15 protein-coding genes are annotated in these 17,551 nt (G+C 60.7%); 4 read left to right on the forward strand and 11 right to left on the reverse strand.

Features of this window, described 5'->3' with window-relative positions; genetic code table 11:
* Positions 1–25: 25 nt before the first annotated feature.
* The 4 genes from iolE to iolD are packed head-to-tail and all read right to left on the reverse strand — an operon-like array spanning position 26 to position 4,902.
* Positions 26–922: a myo-inosose-2 dehydratase gene (gene iolE / locus ACUTQY_RS22395; protein ID WP_015379329.1), complete on the reverse strand. Its 897-nt coding sequence runs from the start codon at positions 920–922 to the stop codon at positions 26–28.
* Between the two features lie 59 nt (positions 923–981).
* Entirely contained in the window at positions 982–1,866 is an 885-nt protein-coding gene (locus ACUTQY_RS22400; RefSeq protein WP_046687939.1) for a sugar phosphate isomerase/epimerase family protein, read from the reverse strand.
* Between the two features lie 31 nt (positions 1,867–1,897).
* Entirely contained in the window at positions 1,898–2,920 is a 1,023-nt protein-coding gene (locus ACUTQY_RS22405) for a Gfo/Idh/MocA family protein (protein WP_033645317.1), read from the reverse strand.
* A 41-nt stretch (positions 2,921–2,961) separates the two neighbouring features.
* Complete coding sequence (gene iolD / locus ACUTQY_RS22410) at positions 2,962–4,902, reverse strand: 3D-(3,5/4)-trihydroxycyclohexane-1,2-dione acylhydrolase (decyclizing) (RefSeq protein WP_033645318.1); 1,941 nt, start codon at positions 4,900–4,902, stop codon at positions 2,962–2,964.
* A 546-nt stretch (positions 4,903–5,448) separates the two neighbouring features.
* Here iolD and ACUTQY_RS22415 point away from each other — a divergent pair.
* Entirely contained in the window at positions 5,449–7,380 is a 1,932-nt protein-coding gene (locus ACUTQY_RS22415) for a bifunctional 5-dehydro-2-deoxygluconokinase/5-dehydro-2-deoxyphosphogluconate aldolase (protein WP_033645319.1), read from the forward strand.
* Between the two features lie 203 nt (positions 7,381–7,583).
* Positions 7,584–8,420: a MurR/RpiR family transcriptional regulator gene (locus ACUTQY_RS22420; protein WP_004930856.1), complete on the forward strand. Its 837-nt coding sequence runs from the start codon at positions 7,584–7,586 to the stop codon at positions 8,418–8,420.
* Between the two features lie 38 nt (positions 8,421–8,458).
* Here ACUTQY_RS22420 and iolB read toward each other — a convergent pair whose 3' ends face one another.
* Together iolB and ACUTQY_RS22430 are read right to left on the reverse strand one after the other, a co-directional pair.
* Positions 8,459–9,280 carry a 5-deoxy-glucuronate isomerase gene (gene iolB, locus ACUTQY_RS22425; RefSeq protein WP_033645320.1) on the reverse strand — a complete coding sequence of 274 codons (822 nt, stop codon included), beginning with the start codon at positions 9,278–9,280 and terminating at the stop codon, positions 8,459–8,461.
* A 77-nt stretch (positions 9,281–9,357) separates the two neighbouring features.
* Positions 9,358–10,863, reverse strand: coding sequence for a CoA-acylating methylmalonate-semialdehyde dehydrogenase (locus ACUTQY_RS22430; protein ID WP_046687940.1), 1,506 nt, complete (start codon positions 10,861–10,863; stop codon positions 9,358–9,360).
* Between the two features lie 556 nt (positions 10,864–11,419).
* Here ACUTQY_RS22430 and ACUTQY_RS22435 point away from each other — a divergent pair.
* Complete coding sequence (locus ACUTQY_RS22435) at positions 11,420–12,862, forward strand: sugar porter family MFS transporter (protein ID WP_033645322.1); 1,443 nt, start codon at positions 11,420–11,422, stop codon at positions 12,860–12,862.
* Between the two features lie 31 nt (positions 12,863–12,893).
* A complete protein-coding gene (locus ACUTQY_RS22440; RefSeq protein WP_046687941.1) occupies positions 12,894–13,730 on the forward strand; it encodes a TIM barrel protein in 837 nt (278 codons plus the stop codon).
* Positions 13,731–13,766: 36 nt separating this feature from the next.
* Here ACUTQY_RS22440 and fetB read toward each other — a convergent pair whose 3' ends face one another.
* From fetB to ACUTQY_RS22465, 5 genes are all read right to left on the reverse strand, one after another.
* Positions 13,767–14,540 carry an iron efflux ABC transporter permease subunit FetB gene (fetB, locus tag ACUTQY_RS22445; protein ID WP_033645324.1) on the reverse strand — a complete coding sequence of 258 codons (774 nt, stop codon included), beginning with the start codon at positions 14,538–14,540 and terminating at the stop codon, positions 13,767–13,769.
* Positions 14,527–15,204, reverse strand: coding sequence for an iron efflux ABC transporter ATP-binding subunit FetA (gene fetA, locus ACUTQY_RS22450; RefSeq protein WP_046687942.1), 678 nt, complete (start codon positions 15,202–15,204; stop codon positions 14,527–14,529). Before fetA ends, fetB begins: the two co-directional genes overlap by 14 nt.
* Positions 15,205–15,393: 189 nt before the next feature.
* Positions 15,394–15,681 carry a FaeA/PapI family transcriptional regulator gene (locus tag ACUTQY_RS22455; RefSeq protein WP_033645326.1) on the reverse strand — a complete coding sequence of 96 codons (288 nt, stop codon included), beginning with the start codon at positions 15,679–15,681 and terminating at the stop codon, positions 15,394–15,396.
* 37 nt (positions 15,682–15,718) lie between these two features.
* Complete coding sequence (locus tag ACUTQY_RS22460; RefSeq protein ID WP_226772922.1) at positions 15,719–16,828, reverse strand: FKBP-type peptidyl-prolyl cis-trans isomerase N-terminal domain-containing protein; 1,110 nt, start codon at positions 16,826–16,828, stop codon at positions 15,719–15,721.
* Between the two features lie 29 nt (positions 16,829–16,857).
* Positions 16,858–17,271, reverse strand: coding sequence for a hypothetical protein (locus tag ACUTQY_RS22465; RefSeq protein ID WP_033645328.1), 414 nt, complete (start codon positions 17,269–17,271; stop codon positions 16,858–16,860).
* Between the last annotated feature and the right edge of the window lie 280 nt (positions 17,272–17,551).

The following is a 17,551-nucleotide window of genomic DNA, read 5'->3' on the forward strand; positions in this document are numbered from 1 at the left end:
CTCGATCTTTATTGCCCCTCGCCGTTTAAATACCGGCGGTTTCCCGAATATAGCGGCGCGCTTTCACCGCATACTCGAACGGGTTGGCCAGCGCCGGATCCTGCTCGGCCTCCACCACCATCCACCCTTTGTAACCGCGCTCGTCCAGTAGCTTGAACACCGGCCTGAAGTCGATCACGCCATCACCCGGCACGGTGAAGGTGCCCTTCTTAACGCCGTCGAGGAAGCTCAGCTTGTTGGCTTTCACTTCCGCCACCACCTCATCGCGCACATCCTTCAGATGGACGTGGTTGATGCGCGGCAGATACTTCTCCAGGATCGCCATCATCGCCTGCTGGCTGCCTTCCGAATAGTAGGCGTGGCCGGTATCGAACAGCAGGTAGACGTCGTCGTTGACCATGCTCATGTAGCGATCGATTTCGGCCGTGGTCTGAATGCCGGTGCCCATGTGGTGGTGCAAACACACCTGCATGCCTTTGTCGGCGGCGATCTTCGCCAACTCGTTGTAACCGTCGGCCACCCGCTGCCACTCTTCATCACTAAAGTACGGCTTCTCTTCGAACACGCCTTTGGTGGTGCCCTGAATACTCTTGCTCTGCTCGGAGCAGCCGATCACCCTGGCGCCCATGGCATGCAGGAAATTCATGTGGTTGATAAACTCATCGATGGTTTTGTCTTTCTGACCGTCGGCGAAAAAGGTGCTGAACCAGGCGTTGCAGATCTGGATGCCGCGAATATCCAGCATCGGTTTCAGCACCGCCGGATCGCGCGGGTATTTGCTGCCCACTTCACTGCCGGTGAAACCGGCCAGCGCCATTTCGCTGACGCACTGCTGAAAGGTATTTTCCTTGCCCAGATCGGGCATGTCGTCGTTGGTCCAGCCGATCGGCGCGATGGCCAATTTCACGTTGTCTTTATTCATGGTCTGCCTCGGTCCTTGGAGGGCCGCCGGTGCAAACGCCGCCGGCGAGCCGAATAAGATTATTTGTCCAACAGCTCTCTTTCGATGCGCTCTCTGGTCGCCACCGCCTGGCTCGGCATCTTTTCCGGGTAGCCGAACAGCGAGGTGCAGATGATCGATTCACCGCCGGCCTTGAAGCTGCGGTTGGCAAATTCCATCTCGCGCAGCGTCTGGAAAAGGGCGTCGAAATTCACCTCGCCTTCGCCGATGCCGACGTGCTGGTGCACCGCGGCGTCAACACCCGGCGGATTGACGATATAACGGCAATGCTTGGTGTGATTCATGGTGTCGGCGATCAGCACGTGGGAAAGATCGTCCCCGGCGTACTGCAGCATGCCGGCCACGTCACCCTGCCCTTTGTCGTAGTAGAAGGTGTGCGGCACGCTGTAGAGGTATTTGACGTGGTCGCTGCGCAGCGATTTCACCAGATCGGCGGTTTCGTTGCTCAGCTCACAGAAGTCCCACGGATGCGACTGGATCTCCATACGGATGCCCTCACGCTCGACGATCGGCAGCAGCTCCTCCATCGAGCGATACCACAGCTCCTCGCAGATCTCCGGCTCGTTGGGGTTACCGGCCAACTCGGTGTTGATCACCTGCACGCCCATCTCCACCGCGATTTCGATCATCCGTCGCCAGTTTTTGACCGCCGCCTGGCGGCGATCTTCCCCCGGCCCGGACCAGCGATACACCACGATAAATGAGGATATTTCCACGCCGGTCGCTTTCAGGGCGTTTTTATACTCCGCCATGATTTCGCGGCTGGCCTTCGGATGCTTGTAAAACGGGTTGATCTGCGGGTGCGGCGACTGCTCGATGTACTTATAGCCCCAGTCCGCCACCTGCTGAACCATTTTGGTCACGCCCAAATCCCGGATAACGTCGACATCAAAAGCGATCTTCATGGTCACTCCTCTGCAATCGTGGGTACGGGGTTCAAGCCGATGGCTTGTTGTAAAACGCCGGGCGCGCCGGCAGGGTCACCGGTACGATCTCGCCGCTGAGCTGGGCCGCCACGCAGGCGTCGGCGGTCACGGCGGCGGCGTAGCCGTCCCAGGCGGAAGGCCCGGTCAGTTGGCCCGCGGCCACGTCGTTGATGAACCCCTGCAGCTCGACGTCATAGGCGTCGATAAAGCGATCCTTCCAGTCGGTCAGAATTTCGGTCGACAGGCGGGCGCCGCTGCGCAGCTGCACCGAGGACGGCTCCGGCAGTTTAGCGATGCCGGTTTCCCCCACCACTTCACACTGAATGTCGTAGCCGTACTGGCAGTTGACGAAAATCTCGACGTCGATGCGGGTGCCTTTGGCGGTTTCGAACAGCACAATCTGCGGATCTTTCAGATGCGGGAACGCCTTCGGGCTCTTGCGCGGGAACACCACCTGCACCGACACATAGTCGTCGTCGAGCAGCCAGCGCAGCACGTCGATTTCGTGGATCAGGGTGTCGGTGATCGCCATATCGGTGGTGTAAGCCTCGCCGACCGTCGGGTTGCGGTGCGCGCAGTGCAACATCAGCGGTTCGCCGATCTGGCCGCTGGTCAGCACCTGTTTCAGCGCGCGATAGCCCTGGTCATAGGGGCGCATAAAGCCGACCTGCACCAGCCGCTTGCCGTACTTCGCTTCGGCATCGACGATGTTTTTGCAGCCCTGCGCGGTCACCGCCAGCGGTTTCTCGCAGAACACCGGTTTGCCGGCGGCGATGGCCGCCAGCACGAATTCTTCGTGACTCGGCCCCCAGGAGGTGACCAGCACCGCCTGCACGTCGGCGGCCTTGATCAGATCGTGGCCGCTGTCATACACCCGCGCATCCAGCTGCAGATCGTTCACCGCCTTGGCGGCGTTGTCGCGATTGATGTCGTTCACCGCCACGACGCGGGCGCCCTGCAAAACTTGACTGCAGCGACGGATATGATCGCGGCCGATGGCGCCGGTGCCGATAACCCCAATGTTCAAAGTCATTTTCGCTACCCTCTGGAAAGTGTGTTGTGTTCGAAAACGAATCAGTAATCGCGCGCCTTATCGATGTTTTCCTGCAGTTTGCGCGCCACTGCGACGATTTTTTCGCTGTCGGCCACCTGAGCGCCGCCCACGCGCCACCAGCTGAGGTACTTGTGCACCATGGTCTTCGGCAGCACTTTGATGTCGAGCAGCGTGGACACGGTTTGCCTGCGGGCGTCGGCCAGCGCGTCGAGCAGCTGCTGCTCGGTGGTGACGCGATAGGTTTTGCACCCGTAAGCCGCCGCCAGCATGGCGAAATCGACCGGCACCAGTTTGCCGTCGAGCTTGCCGCCCTCTGGATTACGGAAGCGGAATTCGGTGGTGTAGCTGTCCATGCCGTGCTCCATCTGCAGGTTGTTGATGCAGCCGTTGGTCATGTTGTCGAACAGCACCACGTTGATCTTGCAGCCTTCCTGAATCGAGGTGACCAGCTCGGAATGGAGCATCATGAAGGCGCCGTCACCCACCATCGCGTACACCTCGCGCTGCGGCTCGGCCAGCTTGACCCCCAGCGCAGCGTTCACCTCGTACCCCATGCAGGAGTAACCGTATTCCACGTGGTAACCGTGCTCGCCATGGTTGTGCCACACCCGCTGCAGGTCGCCCGGCAGGCTACCGGCGGCGGCGACAATCACGCTGTCCGGCGGCAGCTCACGGTTCAGCACCCCCAGCACCCGGCTTTGCGTCATCGCCGAGTCGGTCTGCGCGATAAATTCGGCGAACACCCGCTCGCGATCGAGGTGATCGTCGATCTCCGGTACAAAACCCGCGCCGCCGTATTCCACCGCGTAAACCCGCTCGGTCTCTTCACGCTGGGCTGCGCGCGCCGCGGCGATGGCGTCGCCCCAGCCGGCGCGGTAGTCAGCCTGCGCCAGCAGCGCGCCCAATGCGTTCAGGGCCTCGCGGGCGTCCGCCAGCACCTGCACGCCGTCGAGCTTGCCGGCGTCAAAGGCGCTGACGTTGATATTGAGGAAGTTAACGTCCGGGTGTTGGAACAGCCATTTGGACGAGGTGGTGAAATCGGTGTAACGGGTACCGACGCCGATCACCAGATCGGCCTGCCGGGCCAACGTGTTGGCCGCCAGGCAGCCGGTTTCCCCGATGCCACCGAGGTTGAATGCATGGTCGCTCGGCACCGTGCCTTTGCCGGCCTGGGTTTCGGCAAACGGAATGCCGAAGCGCTCGGCAAATTCGCGCAGCGCCCGCCCGGCCTGCGAGTATTTCACGCCGCCGCCGCACACCAGCAGCGGTTTGCGTTTGGCCGTCAGCAGCGCCAAGGCGTCCGCCAACATGCCGTCGGTCGCCGGGCGGCGATCGAGCCGGTGCACGCGTTTTTGGAAGAAATAGTCGGGGTAGTCGTAGGCTTCCCCCTGCACGTCCTGCGGCAGACACAGCGTCACCGCGCCGGTTTCCGCCGGATCGGTCAGCACGCGCATCGCGTTGATGCAGGCGCTCATCAGCTGTTCCGGCCGCACGATGCGGTCCCAGTACTTGCTCACCGCGCGGAACGCGTCGTTGGTGCTGATGCTGAGATCGTAAGACTGTTCGATTTGCTGCAGCACCGGATCCGGCTGGCGGGAAGCGTAAACGTCGCCTGGCAGCAGCAATAAAGGGATGCGGTTGGCGGTGGCGGTAGCCGCGGCGGTGATCATATTGGCGGCGCCGGGGCCGACCGAGGAGGTGCAGGCGTAAATCTGCCGGCGCAATTTCTGCTTGGCGAAGCCGATCGCCGCGTGGGCCATCCCCTGTTCGTTGCGGCCCTGGTGCACCCGCAGATCGCCACTATCCTGTTCCAGCGCTTGCCCCAACCCCAGTACGTTGCCGTGGCCGAAAATCGCGAAAATGCCCGCGACGAATTTGGTTTCCACCCCGTCGGCCAGCAGATACTGGTTATCGAGAAATCTGACGAGCGCCTGCGCCATGGTTAGCCTGATCTTGCCCATTTACTCACCCTTTAGATTGAGGGCCGCCCCGGAAAGGGCTCGCGCCGAGCCGACAATCCCGTGTTTGTGTTACGCGGCGGCAGCTATTATCTTGAGCAGGCGATGCCCGCTGCTCACGAAGTCGACAACCTGAAACGTGAAGCGATTATAAACAAATATATTTTTCATAAAATCACATTACAGAAGAAACATTTCATTTTGCGATAAAGATCGCATATTAGATGAAAAGCCCGTTTCATCTCGTGGTTTGGCCTTTACCGGCTTAGCGCCGCGCACCAGCCGGGGAATGCCATCAGCACGCAGGGCGACCGTCTTTCATCCTGCCCCGGCGCCTCTTTGCCACACGCCCTCCGCCACCCTCTCATGGCGACTTAATCCGCTTTTTCCGCTCCTCCGTCGATGTTTTAAATGCATCACATTTTTGGGGTGTAAATTTCATTCCATATTGAAATTGAAATTTTCATTCCCCATACTGTTCCCATGCTTCCTGCAAGGCGCCACGCTCGGGCCGCCGCCGGAGTTTTGCTTAAACAGAAGGAAACGGGTATGGCTACACAAGAAAAACAGCTTGATGTCATTTGTCTCGGGCGCATCGCCGTCGATTTCTATGCTCAGCAGATCGGCGCGCGTCTGGAAGACGCCGGCACATTCGCCAAATACCTCGGCGGCTCTTCCGGCAACGTGGCCTACGGCACCGCCATTCAGGGGTTGAAATCCGGCATGCTGGCCCGCGTCGGCGATGAACACATGGGCCGCTTTCTGCGTGAAGAGCTGCAGCGCGTCGGGGCCGATACCCGCTGTCTGATCACCGACAAACACCGGTTAACCGGCCTGGTGATCCTCGGCATCAAGGATCAGGAAACCTTCCCGCTGATCTTCTACCGCGAAAACTGCGCGGACATGGCGCTGACGCCGGACGACATCGACGAAACCTACATCGCCAGCGCGCGCGCGCTGGCCATCACCGGCACGCACCTGTCGCACCCGAACACCCGCGCCGCCGTGTTGAAGGCGCTGGAATACGCGCGCCGCCACGGTTTGCGCACCGCGCTCGACATCGATTATCGCCCGGTGCTGTGGGGGCTGACGTCGCTGGGCGACGGCGAAACCCGCTTTGTGGAATCGGCACAGGTGACCCGCGAGCTGCAGGAAGTGCTGCACCATTTCGATCTGATCGTCGGCACCGAAGAGGAATTTCATATCGCCGGCGGCAGCACCGATACGCTGACGGCGCTGAAAAACGTGCGCCGGACGACCGCGGCCACGCTGGTGTGCAAGCGCGGCGCGCAGGGCTGCTCGGTGTTCGAAGATGACATCGCCGACGACTGGGCGCAGGTGAAGCTGCACGCCGGCGTGCGGGTGGAGGTGCTGAACGTGCTGGGGGCCGGCGACGCCTTTATGTCCGGTCTGCTGCGCGGCTATCTGAACGATGAGGGTTGGGATCAGGCCTGCCGCTACGCCAACGCCTGCGGCGCATTGGTGGTCTCGCGCCACGGCTGCGCGCCGGCCATGCCGACCAAACGGGAGCTGGACGACTACCTGCAGCGTGAACAACAGGTCACGCGCCCGGACCGCGACGCGCGCCTGAACCACCTGCACCGGGTCACCACCCGCAAGCAACAGTGGCCGGAACTGTGCGTGTTCGCCTTCGATCACCGCAAGCAGCTGGCGGACATGGCGCGCGAAGCCGGCGTCGGCGAGGAACGCATCCCGCGTCTGAAGACCCTGCTGCTCACTGCGGCGCGACAGGCCGCCGCGCAGGCCGGGCTCAACGGCAACAGCGGCATTCTGGCCGACACCACCTACGGGCAGGCGGCGCTGAACGAAATCACCGGCCAGGGATGGTGGATCGGCCGGCCGGTGGAGCTGCCCAGCTCGCGCCCGCTGCGCCTGGAGCACGGCAATATCGGCTCGCAATTGATCGACTGGCCGCAGGAGCACGTGGTGAAGTGCCTGGTGTTTTATCACCCACACGACGCGGCGGAACTGCGCCGCGAACAGGATGCGCTGATCGCCGACGTCTACCGCGGCTGCTGCAAATCCGGCCATGAGCTGCTGCTGGAGGTGATCCTGCCGGACGGCAATGCCGACAAGGACGAGCGCTATTACCTGGAGATGATTGAACACTTCTACCAGTTGGGCATTCAGCCGGACTGGTGGAAACTGCCGCCGCTGAGCGCGGAAAACTGGCAGCGGGTCGGCGCGCTGATCGACGCCTGCGATCCCGACTGCCGCGGCGTGCTGATCCTGGGGCTCGACTCCCCGGAGGCGGTGCTGAAGGCGGGCTTTGCCGCCGCCGCAGATGCGCGCTGGGTGAAAGGTTTCGCCGTCGGCCGCACCATTTTCGGCCAACCTTCGCGCCGCTGGCTACAGGGGGAAATCGACGACGCGGCCCTGATCGAGCAGGTGAAACAAAAATACCTGACGCTGATCGGTTTCTGGCGCCAGTACCGTCCGCAGGCGGGCGGCGCGCACTGACAGCAACAGCAGGTTCACGTCCCCTTAAGGCCATTTCGCCGCTTTAAGGGGATTTTTTTGCCCATTTTCTGTGAAGTCGCGCAATGTGCGATCGAATAAATCGCTTTTTGAGGAAATGAAATTTCCGCTCCGTCTGTTAAAATACCCTGTCAATATTTCAGGCGTCAGGCCAATGCGCCTTCACCCCACTGCGAGCCGAATGGATGAACAACCCAACTCAACTTTCGCTGTTACAGGACGAGATCCGCCACCGTTATGAAACGCTGAGCAAGCGTTTGAAGCAGGTGGCGCGCTACATTTTGGATAACAGTAACAGCATCGCTTTCGATACCGTTGCCTCCATCGCCGCACAGGCCAGCGTGCCGCCTTCCACCCTGATCCGTTTCGCCAACGCCTTCGGCTTCAGCGGCTTCAACGAAATGAAGCAGGTGTTCCGTCAGCATCTGATGGAAGAGACGGTGAACTATACCGAGCGCGCGCGCCTGTTCCGCCAAACCTCCACCGACGACAACGTCGCGCCGGAGAAACCGGCGGAGATTCTCAACGTGTTCACCATGGTCAACGCGCAGGCGCTGCAGCAGCTGGCGATGCAGATCGCCCCCGAGCAGCTGGATCGCGCCGTCGAGCTGCTCAACAACGCCGAAAACATCTACGTGATCGGCCTGCGCCGCTCGTTCAGCGTCGCTTCCTACCTCACCTATGCGCTGCGCCATCTGGAGCGCCGCGCGTTTCTGATCGACGGCCTGGGCGGGATGTTCACCGAACAGCTGAGCATGGTGAAACCGAAGGACGTGGTGATCGCCATCAGCTATTCGCCGTACGCCCGCGAGGCGGTGGAACTGGTGGAATTGGGCGCCAAGCGCGGCGCGCAGCAGATCGCCATCACCGACAGCCAGGTCAGCCCGCTGGCCGCCTTCAGCGACGTCTGTTTCGTGGTGCGCGAAGCGCAGGTGGACGGGTTCCGCTCGCAGGTGGCTTCGATGTGCCTGGCGCAGACGCTGGCGGTCTCGCTGGCGCTGAATAACGCCCGGGACGAGTAAAGCTGACAAAAAAGCCCGGCAAGCCGGGCCTCAAGCGCCTATTGCGCGGCGGGGTAGCCGTCGCCGTTAATCCAGGCGTGGTCTTTTTCCCAGGTGAACTTCCACTGCCGCACCGGCCCGGCCATCACGTTGAGGTAATAGTTGTCGTAACCCGCCAGGGTCGCCACCGGGTGATAACCGCGCGGCACTTTCACCACGTCGCGATTGTAGACCGGCATGCACTCGTCGAGCGTGCGGTCGTCGGTATAGACGCGCTGCATGCAGAACCCTTGCTCCGGCTGAATGCGGTGATAGTACGTCTCTTCCAGATAGGTTTCGTCCGGCGAGTCTTCTTGATCGTGCTTGTGGCTCGGGTAGGAGCTGGTGTTGCCCTCGTCGGTGTAAACCTCCACCACCAGCAGACTGTCGGCCGGCTCGCTGTCCGGCAGAATGTTGTGCACCAGCCGCTGGTTGCGCCCCTTGCCGCGCCGCTCCACGCCGATATCCGCCGGCGTGATCAGCCGTGAAGGCAGGTGGCCGCCGCCGGGCGCGCTGCACACCGCCAGCTCCAGATCGGTTTCCGCCCGCACGTCGATGCGATCGTGGTGCGGCACATACACCGCATACGGCGGCGTGCGCTCGAACGGGCTCATGCGTTTGCCGATATGCGGGTATTCAGCGCGCCGCGTGGCGACGGAGGCGATACCGGCCACCAGCACCAGACACAGTTCCTTGTCGCCGCATTCCAGCTGCAGCGACTGCCCGGCAGCCAGGCGGTAAACGTCAAAGCCGACATAGCGCCAACCGGCATTTTCCGGCGTCACGTGCTGGATACGCCCCTCGGCGTTCGGCGTCTGACATTTGGCAAGCAGTGAAGACATTTCGATTCTCCTGTTAACTCGCAGTGCAAAGGCCGTTGCTCCGAAGGAGCAACGGCCTGGCCTGAGTGTGAAAGCGCTTAGCCCAGCGTCGGCATGCTGAATTCGGACACCGTCTGCTGCCCGGCCGGCCAGCGCGCGGTGGCGGTCTTCATGCGCGTGTAGAAGCGCACGCCGTCGGTGCCGTGCACGTTCAACGCGCCGAACACCGAGCGCTTCCAGCCGCCGAAGCTGTGGAACGCCATCGGCACCGGCACCGGCACGTTGACGCCGACCATTCCGGCCTGCACGTCTTGCACGAACTGGCGCGCATAGTGGCCGCTGCCGGTGAAGATGGCGCTGCCGTTGCCGAATTCGTGGCCGTTCACCGTGTCGATGGCGGTGCGGTAGTCCGGCACCCGTACGATGCCCAGCACCGGCCCGAAAATCTCTTCGCGGTAGATGCGCATGTTCGGCGTCACATGGTCGAACAGCGTGCCGCCGACGTAGTAGCCTTCAGGATAGCCCGGCACCTGATAGTTGCGGCCGTCGGCCACCAGGGTGGCGCCTTCTTCCACGCCCAAATCGATGTAGCCCAGCACCTTTTTCTGGTGAGCGGACGACACCAGCGGCCCCATTTCATTCTCTTCGCCGCCCTGCTGCAAGCCCGGCCCGACCCGCAGCTGCGCGATCAGCGGCTTCAGTTTGGCGATCAGTTTATCGGCAGTGTCGTCACCGACCACCACGGCGATCGGCAACGCCATGCAGCGCTCGCCGGCAGAGCCGAACGCGCCGCCCATCAGCGCGTTGACCGTGGCGTCCAGATCGGCGTCCGGCATGACGATCGCCTGGTTCTTCGCCGCGCCGAAGGCCTGCACCCGCTTGCCGTGCGCGCTGGCGGTGGTATAGATATGTTCCGCCACGGTGGAGGAGCCGACGAAGCTCACCGCCTGAATGCGCGGATCGGTACACAGCTGCGCCGCATCTTCATTGGCGCAGTGCACCACGTTGAACACGCCGTCCGGCAAACCGGCTTCCTTCAACAGTTCCGCCAGGCGCACCGAGGCCGAAGGCACCAGCGCCGGCGGCTTGAGGACGAAGGTGTTGCCGCAGGCCAGCGCGATGGGGAACATCCACATCGGCACCATCGCCGGGAAGTTGAACGGAGTAATGCCCGCCACCACGCCCAGCGGCTGCATCAGCGAGAAGCTGTCGACGCCGCTGCCGACGTCCGGCGAGTACTCGCCTTTGATCAGATGCGGGATGCCGCAGGCGAATTCGACCACTTCCATGCCGCGCGTCAGTTCGCCCAGCGCATCCGAATACACTTTGCCGTGCTCGCTGACGATAAGCTCGGCCAGCTCGTCGCGGTGCTGTTCCAGCAGCGCCTTGAAATTGAACATGATGCGCGCGCGGCGCAGCGGCGTAGTGCGCGACCAGTCGGCGAACGCCCGGTGGGCCACGTCGATGGCCTGCTTGACTTCGGCGGCGGTGCTCTGCGTGACGCGCCGCTCAACCTGCCCGCTGGCCGGGTTGTGCACGTCGACGGTCTGATTGCTGCTGCTCAGGCACACCTGCCCGTCAATAAAGTTACCCACGGTTTTCATGTCACGCCCTCTTTTCAAGTCCGCTGTCGCCTGGCCACACGCAGGCGGCGCGGCGTTAATCGTCCCGCTCGCCAAACCCCGTCGGCAAGCCGGCTACATCCTGACCGGATGCAGCAAACTCTATTTCATTGAAAAAAAAGTTTCAAATAAATTGTTTTGAAAAATTTATTTTTAGTGCGTGAGGTCGCAATTTTGCGGTGTCGATCGGGTTGGCGCTTTCATTACCGCGCCAATCAAGGCGCGGTTTCGCAGGAGAGTCCATCGCTAATGCACACTGACTTTGCTACAGAAAATCCGCACTGCGCCTGACCTGCGGCCGTTACCGCCTCCCTCCGAACGCCCAAGGCGCCCGGATCGCTCGCGACGGTTTTTTTTGAACTGGATCTAAAAATCAATATTCCATTATTCACTAATTATGAAATAAATGTTCTTGTTTGTTCCAGCATTTATCAACGACATCGCCTTGATGACAGGCACGGTTCACACCCTTCCGCTCGCCCTCTTCCCGACACCCCAACCGTGCGGACGGAAGCCAGGATAAAAATCGGAGCAACACATGTCATATCAGCGTAAGCACAATACCGGTTACATATTGCGAATTTGCGGCATCGCCGCCCTGGGCGGCATTCTGTTCGGCTACGACACCGCCGTGATCTCCGGCGCGATCGAAGCGTTGAAAACCTATTTCAATCTCAGCCCGGCCGAAACCGGCTGGGCCGTCTCCAACGTGGTGATCGGCTGCGTGGTCGGCGCCTTCGCCGCCGGGCCGCTGGCGGCGCGCTGGGGCCGTAAAAAAGCGCTGATGCTGGCGGCGCTGCTGTTCACCGTTTCCGCCGTCGGCGCCGCATTGGCCCCGACCTTCACCTGGTTCGTCATTTACCGCATCATTGGCGGGCTGGCGGTCGGCATCGCCGCCACCGTGTCGCCGATGTACATGTCGGAAGTGTCGCCGAAAGACATGCGCGGGCGGGCGCTCAGCATGCAGCAGTTCGCCATCGTCTTCGGTCAGATCGTGATTTTCTACGTCAACTTCAAAATCGCCAGCCTCGCCAGCGAAGCCTGGCTGGTGGAAATGGGCTGGCGCTGGATGTTCGCCTCGGGCGTGATCCCCTGCATTCTGTTCTGCATCCTGGTGTTCGTCATTCCTGAATCGCCGCGCTGGAACGTGATGATGGGCCGCGACGATCAGGCGCTGGCGATGTTGACCAAAGTCTCCAACGCCGCCCACGCGCAGAATCTGCTGAAAGAAATCAAAGACTCGCTGCAGCAGGATCAACAGCAGCAGCACCGGAAGCTGAACTACGGCGATGTGCGGGTGCGTTTCATCCTGTTCGTCGGCTGTATGATCGCCATGCTGCAACAGGTCACCGGCGTTAACGTGATGATGTACTACGCGCCGGTGGTGCTGAAAACCGTCACCGAAAACGCGCAGGAAGCGCTGTTCCAGACCATCTGGATCGGCGTGCTGCAGCTGGTCGGTTCGGTCATCGGCGCCATGCTGATGGATCGCATGGGCCGCATTCCGTTGATGCGTTACGGCACGCTGGGCGCCATCGCGGGCCTGCTGCTCACCTCGTACGCGCTCTACACCCAGGCCACCGGCTATTTCGCGCTGTTCGGCATGCTGTTCTTCATGGTGTTTTATGCGCTCTCCTGGGGCGTCGGCGCCTGGGTGCTGGTGTCGGAGATCTTCCCGAACCGCATGCGCGCACAGGGGATGAGCATCGCCGTCGGCTGCATGTGGGTCGCCAACTTCGCGGTGTCGCAGTCGTTCCCGATGATCAACGATCACCCTTACCTGTTCTCGCATTTCCACGGCGCCTTCCCGATGTGGATCTTCGCCGCCTGCTGCCTGTTCAGCTACTGGTTTATCGGCCGCTATATCCCGGAAACCAAAGGCGTCTCGCTGGAAAAAATGGAGCAGGTGGTGTTGGCCAAACGCCACCGCCAATCCCAGCCCGACGGCAAGCCGCTGCCGCTGGAAAACGGCAAATCCTGATCTCTCAACCCTGACCGCTGGAGTCATGCCCATGAACATTGCGCTGGACCGCTTCTGCATTAACCGCAAGATCGCGCCGAATCTCGATCTGGACAATTTTTTCCGCCTGGTGAAACGCTGCGGGCTCAGCAAAGTCGAGCTGCGCAACGACATGCCCAGCGGCAAGGTGACCGACGATCTGAGCGACGCGCAGCTCAACGCGCTCGCCGCGCAATACGGCATCGAGATCGTCACGATCAACGCCCTCGGCAGGTTCAATCTGATGGATGACCCGGCAGCGCTGCAACAGCGCGCCGAAGCGATGCTGGCGCAGGCGCAGGCCATCCGCAGCCGGGCGCTGGTGCTATGCCCCCACTGCAGCGCCGACGACACGCGCAGCGAGCAGCAAAAACGCGACGACACCCTCGCGGCGTTGCGGCTGCTGGCACCGCTGTTTGCCCGCTATGGCGTACAGGGATACGTCGAACCGCTGGGCTTCGGCATCAGCTCGCTGCGATCGTCGCTGTTGTCCCAGGCGCTTATCCGCGACTCGGGCGCGCCGTACCGCATTGTGCTCGATACGTTCCACCACTATCTGAGCGGCGTGACGCAGGCCGACTTTGACGCGCAGATCCAGGTGGCGCAGATCGGCCTGGTGCATCTGTCCGGCGTGGAGGACGGGCGGGATAAAAGCGCGCTGAGCGACGAAGAGCGCATCATGCTGAGCGAGGGCGATCGGCTGGAGAGCCGCCGCCAGGTGCAGAACCTGGAACGCCTGGGCTACACCGGCGTCTATGCTTTCGAACCGTTCTCTTCACAGCTGGACCGCTGGAGCGAGGCGGATATCGAACGGGAAATCCGCCAGAGCATCGCCCTGCTGCAAGGGTAAACAAAACGGCCTCCGCGGAGGCCGTTTTTCATGGCGTTACTTCAGGTTGCCGACCACCAGCTGATGGCGCTCGTTGTAAAACTTACGGTAGGCCAGATAGCAGGCGATGATGGTCGACAGGCTGGCGGTGGAAAGCAGCATGAAGGTCACCATAATCTGATATTTGATCGCTTTCACCGGATCGATGCCGGCGAAGATCAGCCCGGACATCATGCCCGGCAGGCTGACCAGCCCAACGGTTTTCGCCGAGTCGACGGTCGGGATCAGCGAAGCGCGGATGCTGTCGCGGATCAGCGCCGCCGACGCGAACTTGGGCGTCGCCCCCAGGCTGAGCATCTCCTGAATCTTCTGCTGCTCGCTTTTGAAACGCTGGCCGAGGTTGGTATAGCACAGCCCCACCGCCACCATGGCGTTACCGGCGATCATCCCGGAGATGGGGATCACCTGCATCGGCGTAAATTCAATGGAGCCGGTCAACACCAGCACCGCCAGCGTCAGCACCGCGCCGGTGGTGATGGCGATAAACGACGTCACGAACGCGTGTTCGACGTACTTGCTGCGTTTCTTGGCGTTGTAGGCCGCGTTAAAGCAGATGAACAGCACCATCAACACGGTGAGAACGGCGTTATCCAGGTCGAAAATATACTTCAGCACGTAGCCGACGATGATCAGCTGCACCACCGCGCGGCAGATGCTCCAGATGATGTCCTTTTCCAGCGCCAGCTTTTCCCGGTGGCTGATCAGGATGGCGACCACCACCAGCACCATCGACAAGCCCAAGGATTCGTTGGTGATATTATGCTGATTCATGCTGTTGCTCCTGTGGCTCGGCGCTGTGCGCGCGCAGGGTGATCACCTCGTCCGCATGCGCTATCTCTTCGGTATCGTGCGTCACCCACAGCACCGCCAGCCGGTGTTCCGCCACCAGCTGATGCACGATTTCGTTGACGTTGCGCTTATTTTCCTCGTCCAACGCGCTGGTGATCTCATCGAGCAACAGCACCCGCGGCATAAACTGCAGGTTGCGGATCAGGGACACGCGCTGCTTCTCCCCGCCGGACAGTTCATTGATGCTTTTCGTCAGCATCGCCTCCGGCAGGCCGAAACGCGCCAGATCGGCCTTCATTTTTCGCTCGGCCGGCGGTTCCTGGCGGATCTGATACGGCAGCGCCAGATTGTCGTAAACCGTATTGCCGAATAGCGCCGGCGTCTGGAAGCAATAAGAGACCTGCTTGCGATACGCCTCCGGCGACATCTCGTCGATCGCCTGGCCGTCAAAATAGAGGCTTCCGCTGGTCGGATTCATTAAGGAAGAGATGATTTTCAGCAGCGTGCTTTTTCCGCAGCCGGAAGGCCCGGTGATCAGTTTGAACTCGCCCTCACCCAACGTGAAAGAGACGGAGTCCAGGATCACCTGGCGGTCTATTTGATAATGAATATCATCCAATCTCAGTATGTCTTTCTTTTCCTTCATTACGATGCCGGCTCCCTACACCTGTTCCCGTCTGAGCGATAAGTATATGGTCGCAAAAAACATCTTAGCAATGCCTGCGCGGAGGGCGGAAAGCGGAGAGGAGGATTGGCGGAGCGAAACGCCCCGCCAAATAATAAGATTAATTAATGTTTAGCTGTAAGATAGTCAAAAGCGACCGTCAGGGTCGAATCACTCTTTTTTTATCGCTGCCTGTTCGTCGCAGCTGTACCAGCGTAGAGAATTGTTGATGCTGCGGTGGGTACAGCGGACCTTGCCCTCCTTTTCCAGCGCCAGCAGCAGGGTGCGGGTGGTATAAATGTTTTCACCGCATTTATCAGCCAGCTCGCGGGTCTTCGGCCACTGCTCCGGCGGGGGATGATGGCCGCCGGAGCCTTCCACACGATCCCTGCACAATCCTTGCAACACATTCAGCATCAGCGATTTTCTGCTTTCAAACGTTTTCGGCGCCTTGGCCATAGCATTCCTCCTGAGTGGTTACTGCTGAGCTCCCCGCTCACGACTGCACGTCAGCGATGCGCAGGGTATAAATCATGGTGGCGTCCGGAGGGATCGCCGGCGGGCTGCCCTGCTTGCCGTACGCCAGCGCCGGCGGCACCACCAGCGTGATCGAGCCGTGGCGCTGCAGCTTCTCGATAGCCGCGCGAAACAGCGGCGGATAGCGCGTCAATGGCTGCGAGATCACCGTTCCCGCGAGCTCCATGTCTTTGATCACCCGGCCGTCGGTCAGGCTTTCGCGCACCACGATATCCACCCGATCGTCGGCGCCGATCGCACCGCTGCCGGCATAGTCCACCCGGTAGTAGAAACCGAGCGCATCTTGCTTGACTCCCTCCTGGCGGGCGAAATCGGCCAGATAGGCCTTGCCGTCCGGAGGGGGAGCCTGTGTCTGTTGCGTCTGCTGCAAACGTTGCTGCGCCGTGCGCAGCGCGCTGTCGATGGCGGCCTCATCCAGCCGCAACCGCCCGGCCAGGGTATCGGCGATGCCCGCCAGCAAAAGCCGCCGATCCGCCTCCAGTCCCGCACGCCGGTTCTCCTGTTGCAGATGCAAAATATCGCGCCCCAGCGATACGCCGGCGGCATACGCCTGCTTGTCCGCCTCGCTGGCCAGCACCGGGGCCTCAGCCGCCTGCCGCCGCTCAGCCAGCAAGGTGTCTACCCGCTGTCGTTGCTGTGCCAACTGCGCCGTCAAGCTTGCGCTGCGCTGTTCGGCCCGCGTGAGCGAAGCGGCCAGCGCGGTGACCTCAGGCAACGGCGCAACGGCCTGCCGCAACGCCTTCAGGGCATCGGCCAGTGGCCGAATATCGACATCGGTCCGCTCGCTTTTCGGCGCCGCGGCGGCCTGAGCCGCCGCCAACTGGCGCTCCAGCTGACGGATTTTCTCCGCCTGCTGTTGTACAGAGTGCTTCAGAGAAGTTAAACGAGCGCCGTCTGCCCCCGCGACGGCGGCCGGTTTGGCGGCCGGTGCGGGCGCCGGTTTACGCGCGGTTTCCTCCTTGAGCGCGGCCGGCGGAGCCTGCCGCTGTTCGGCAAATTTCAACAGGGCGGGAATGCCGTCGTCAGCGGCGCAAACGGCGCCGCTCAGCGCCAACAGCCAAAGCCCCATCGCCCATCTTTGCGCGCATCGCTTCATGGCTACAGATTCTCGACCCGGTTGGACAGATCGGACATCAGCTCATGTTCAACGTCGGCGCAGAATTTCTCGGTTTTATATTGATAAAGAGCATCAATCGCTTTACGGGTGCTTTCATCCACATTGCCGCGCACGCCAGCATATCCGGAAGCGTTGGAAAGCAGACCGTTAAAATAGGCAATGCGTTTTTGGTAACTCTGCGGATTAATATTTTTTAATGAGTTAACCCGTTGCTGGCAAAGCGCGATACGTTGTTCATCGGATTTATCATTAGGATTGTTCTGTGAAATTTTTTTCACGGAATTCAGGTTTGTCTTGCTACCGCCCACGCAGCCTGACAGCGACATGACAGACAGTAAAAATATAGCAGAAACTACCGTGCGGCGGCCGCCGCAAGCATTAATCATCGTTATCATTCCGTTTATAATCCTTTAATTGTCACTTAGGTCATCATTATGTGGCGAACGGCAACAGCACATGCCTTAATTTGATTAATCAAAATGGGTTAGGCAGTGAAAAATCCCTATACCGCAGTGCGATAGAATAATTCACTACCGATGACATTGTTATTTAATTGTTAATGAATTAGACCTAAACGCGGGCTAAACACGAATAAAAAAACCAATCCCTTAGGAGAAGAAAACCACGAAACAACAATAAAAACAATAGATTATGTTTTATATTTTGTTTCTAAAG

This window comes from Serratia sp. TSA_130.1, from assembly GCF_052691795.1.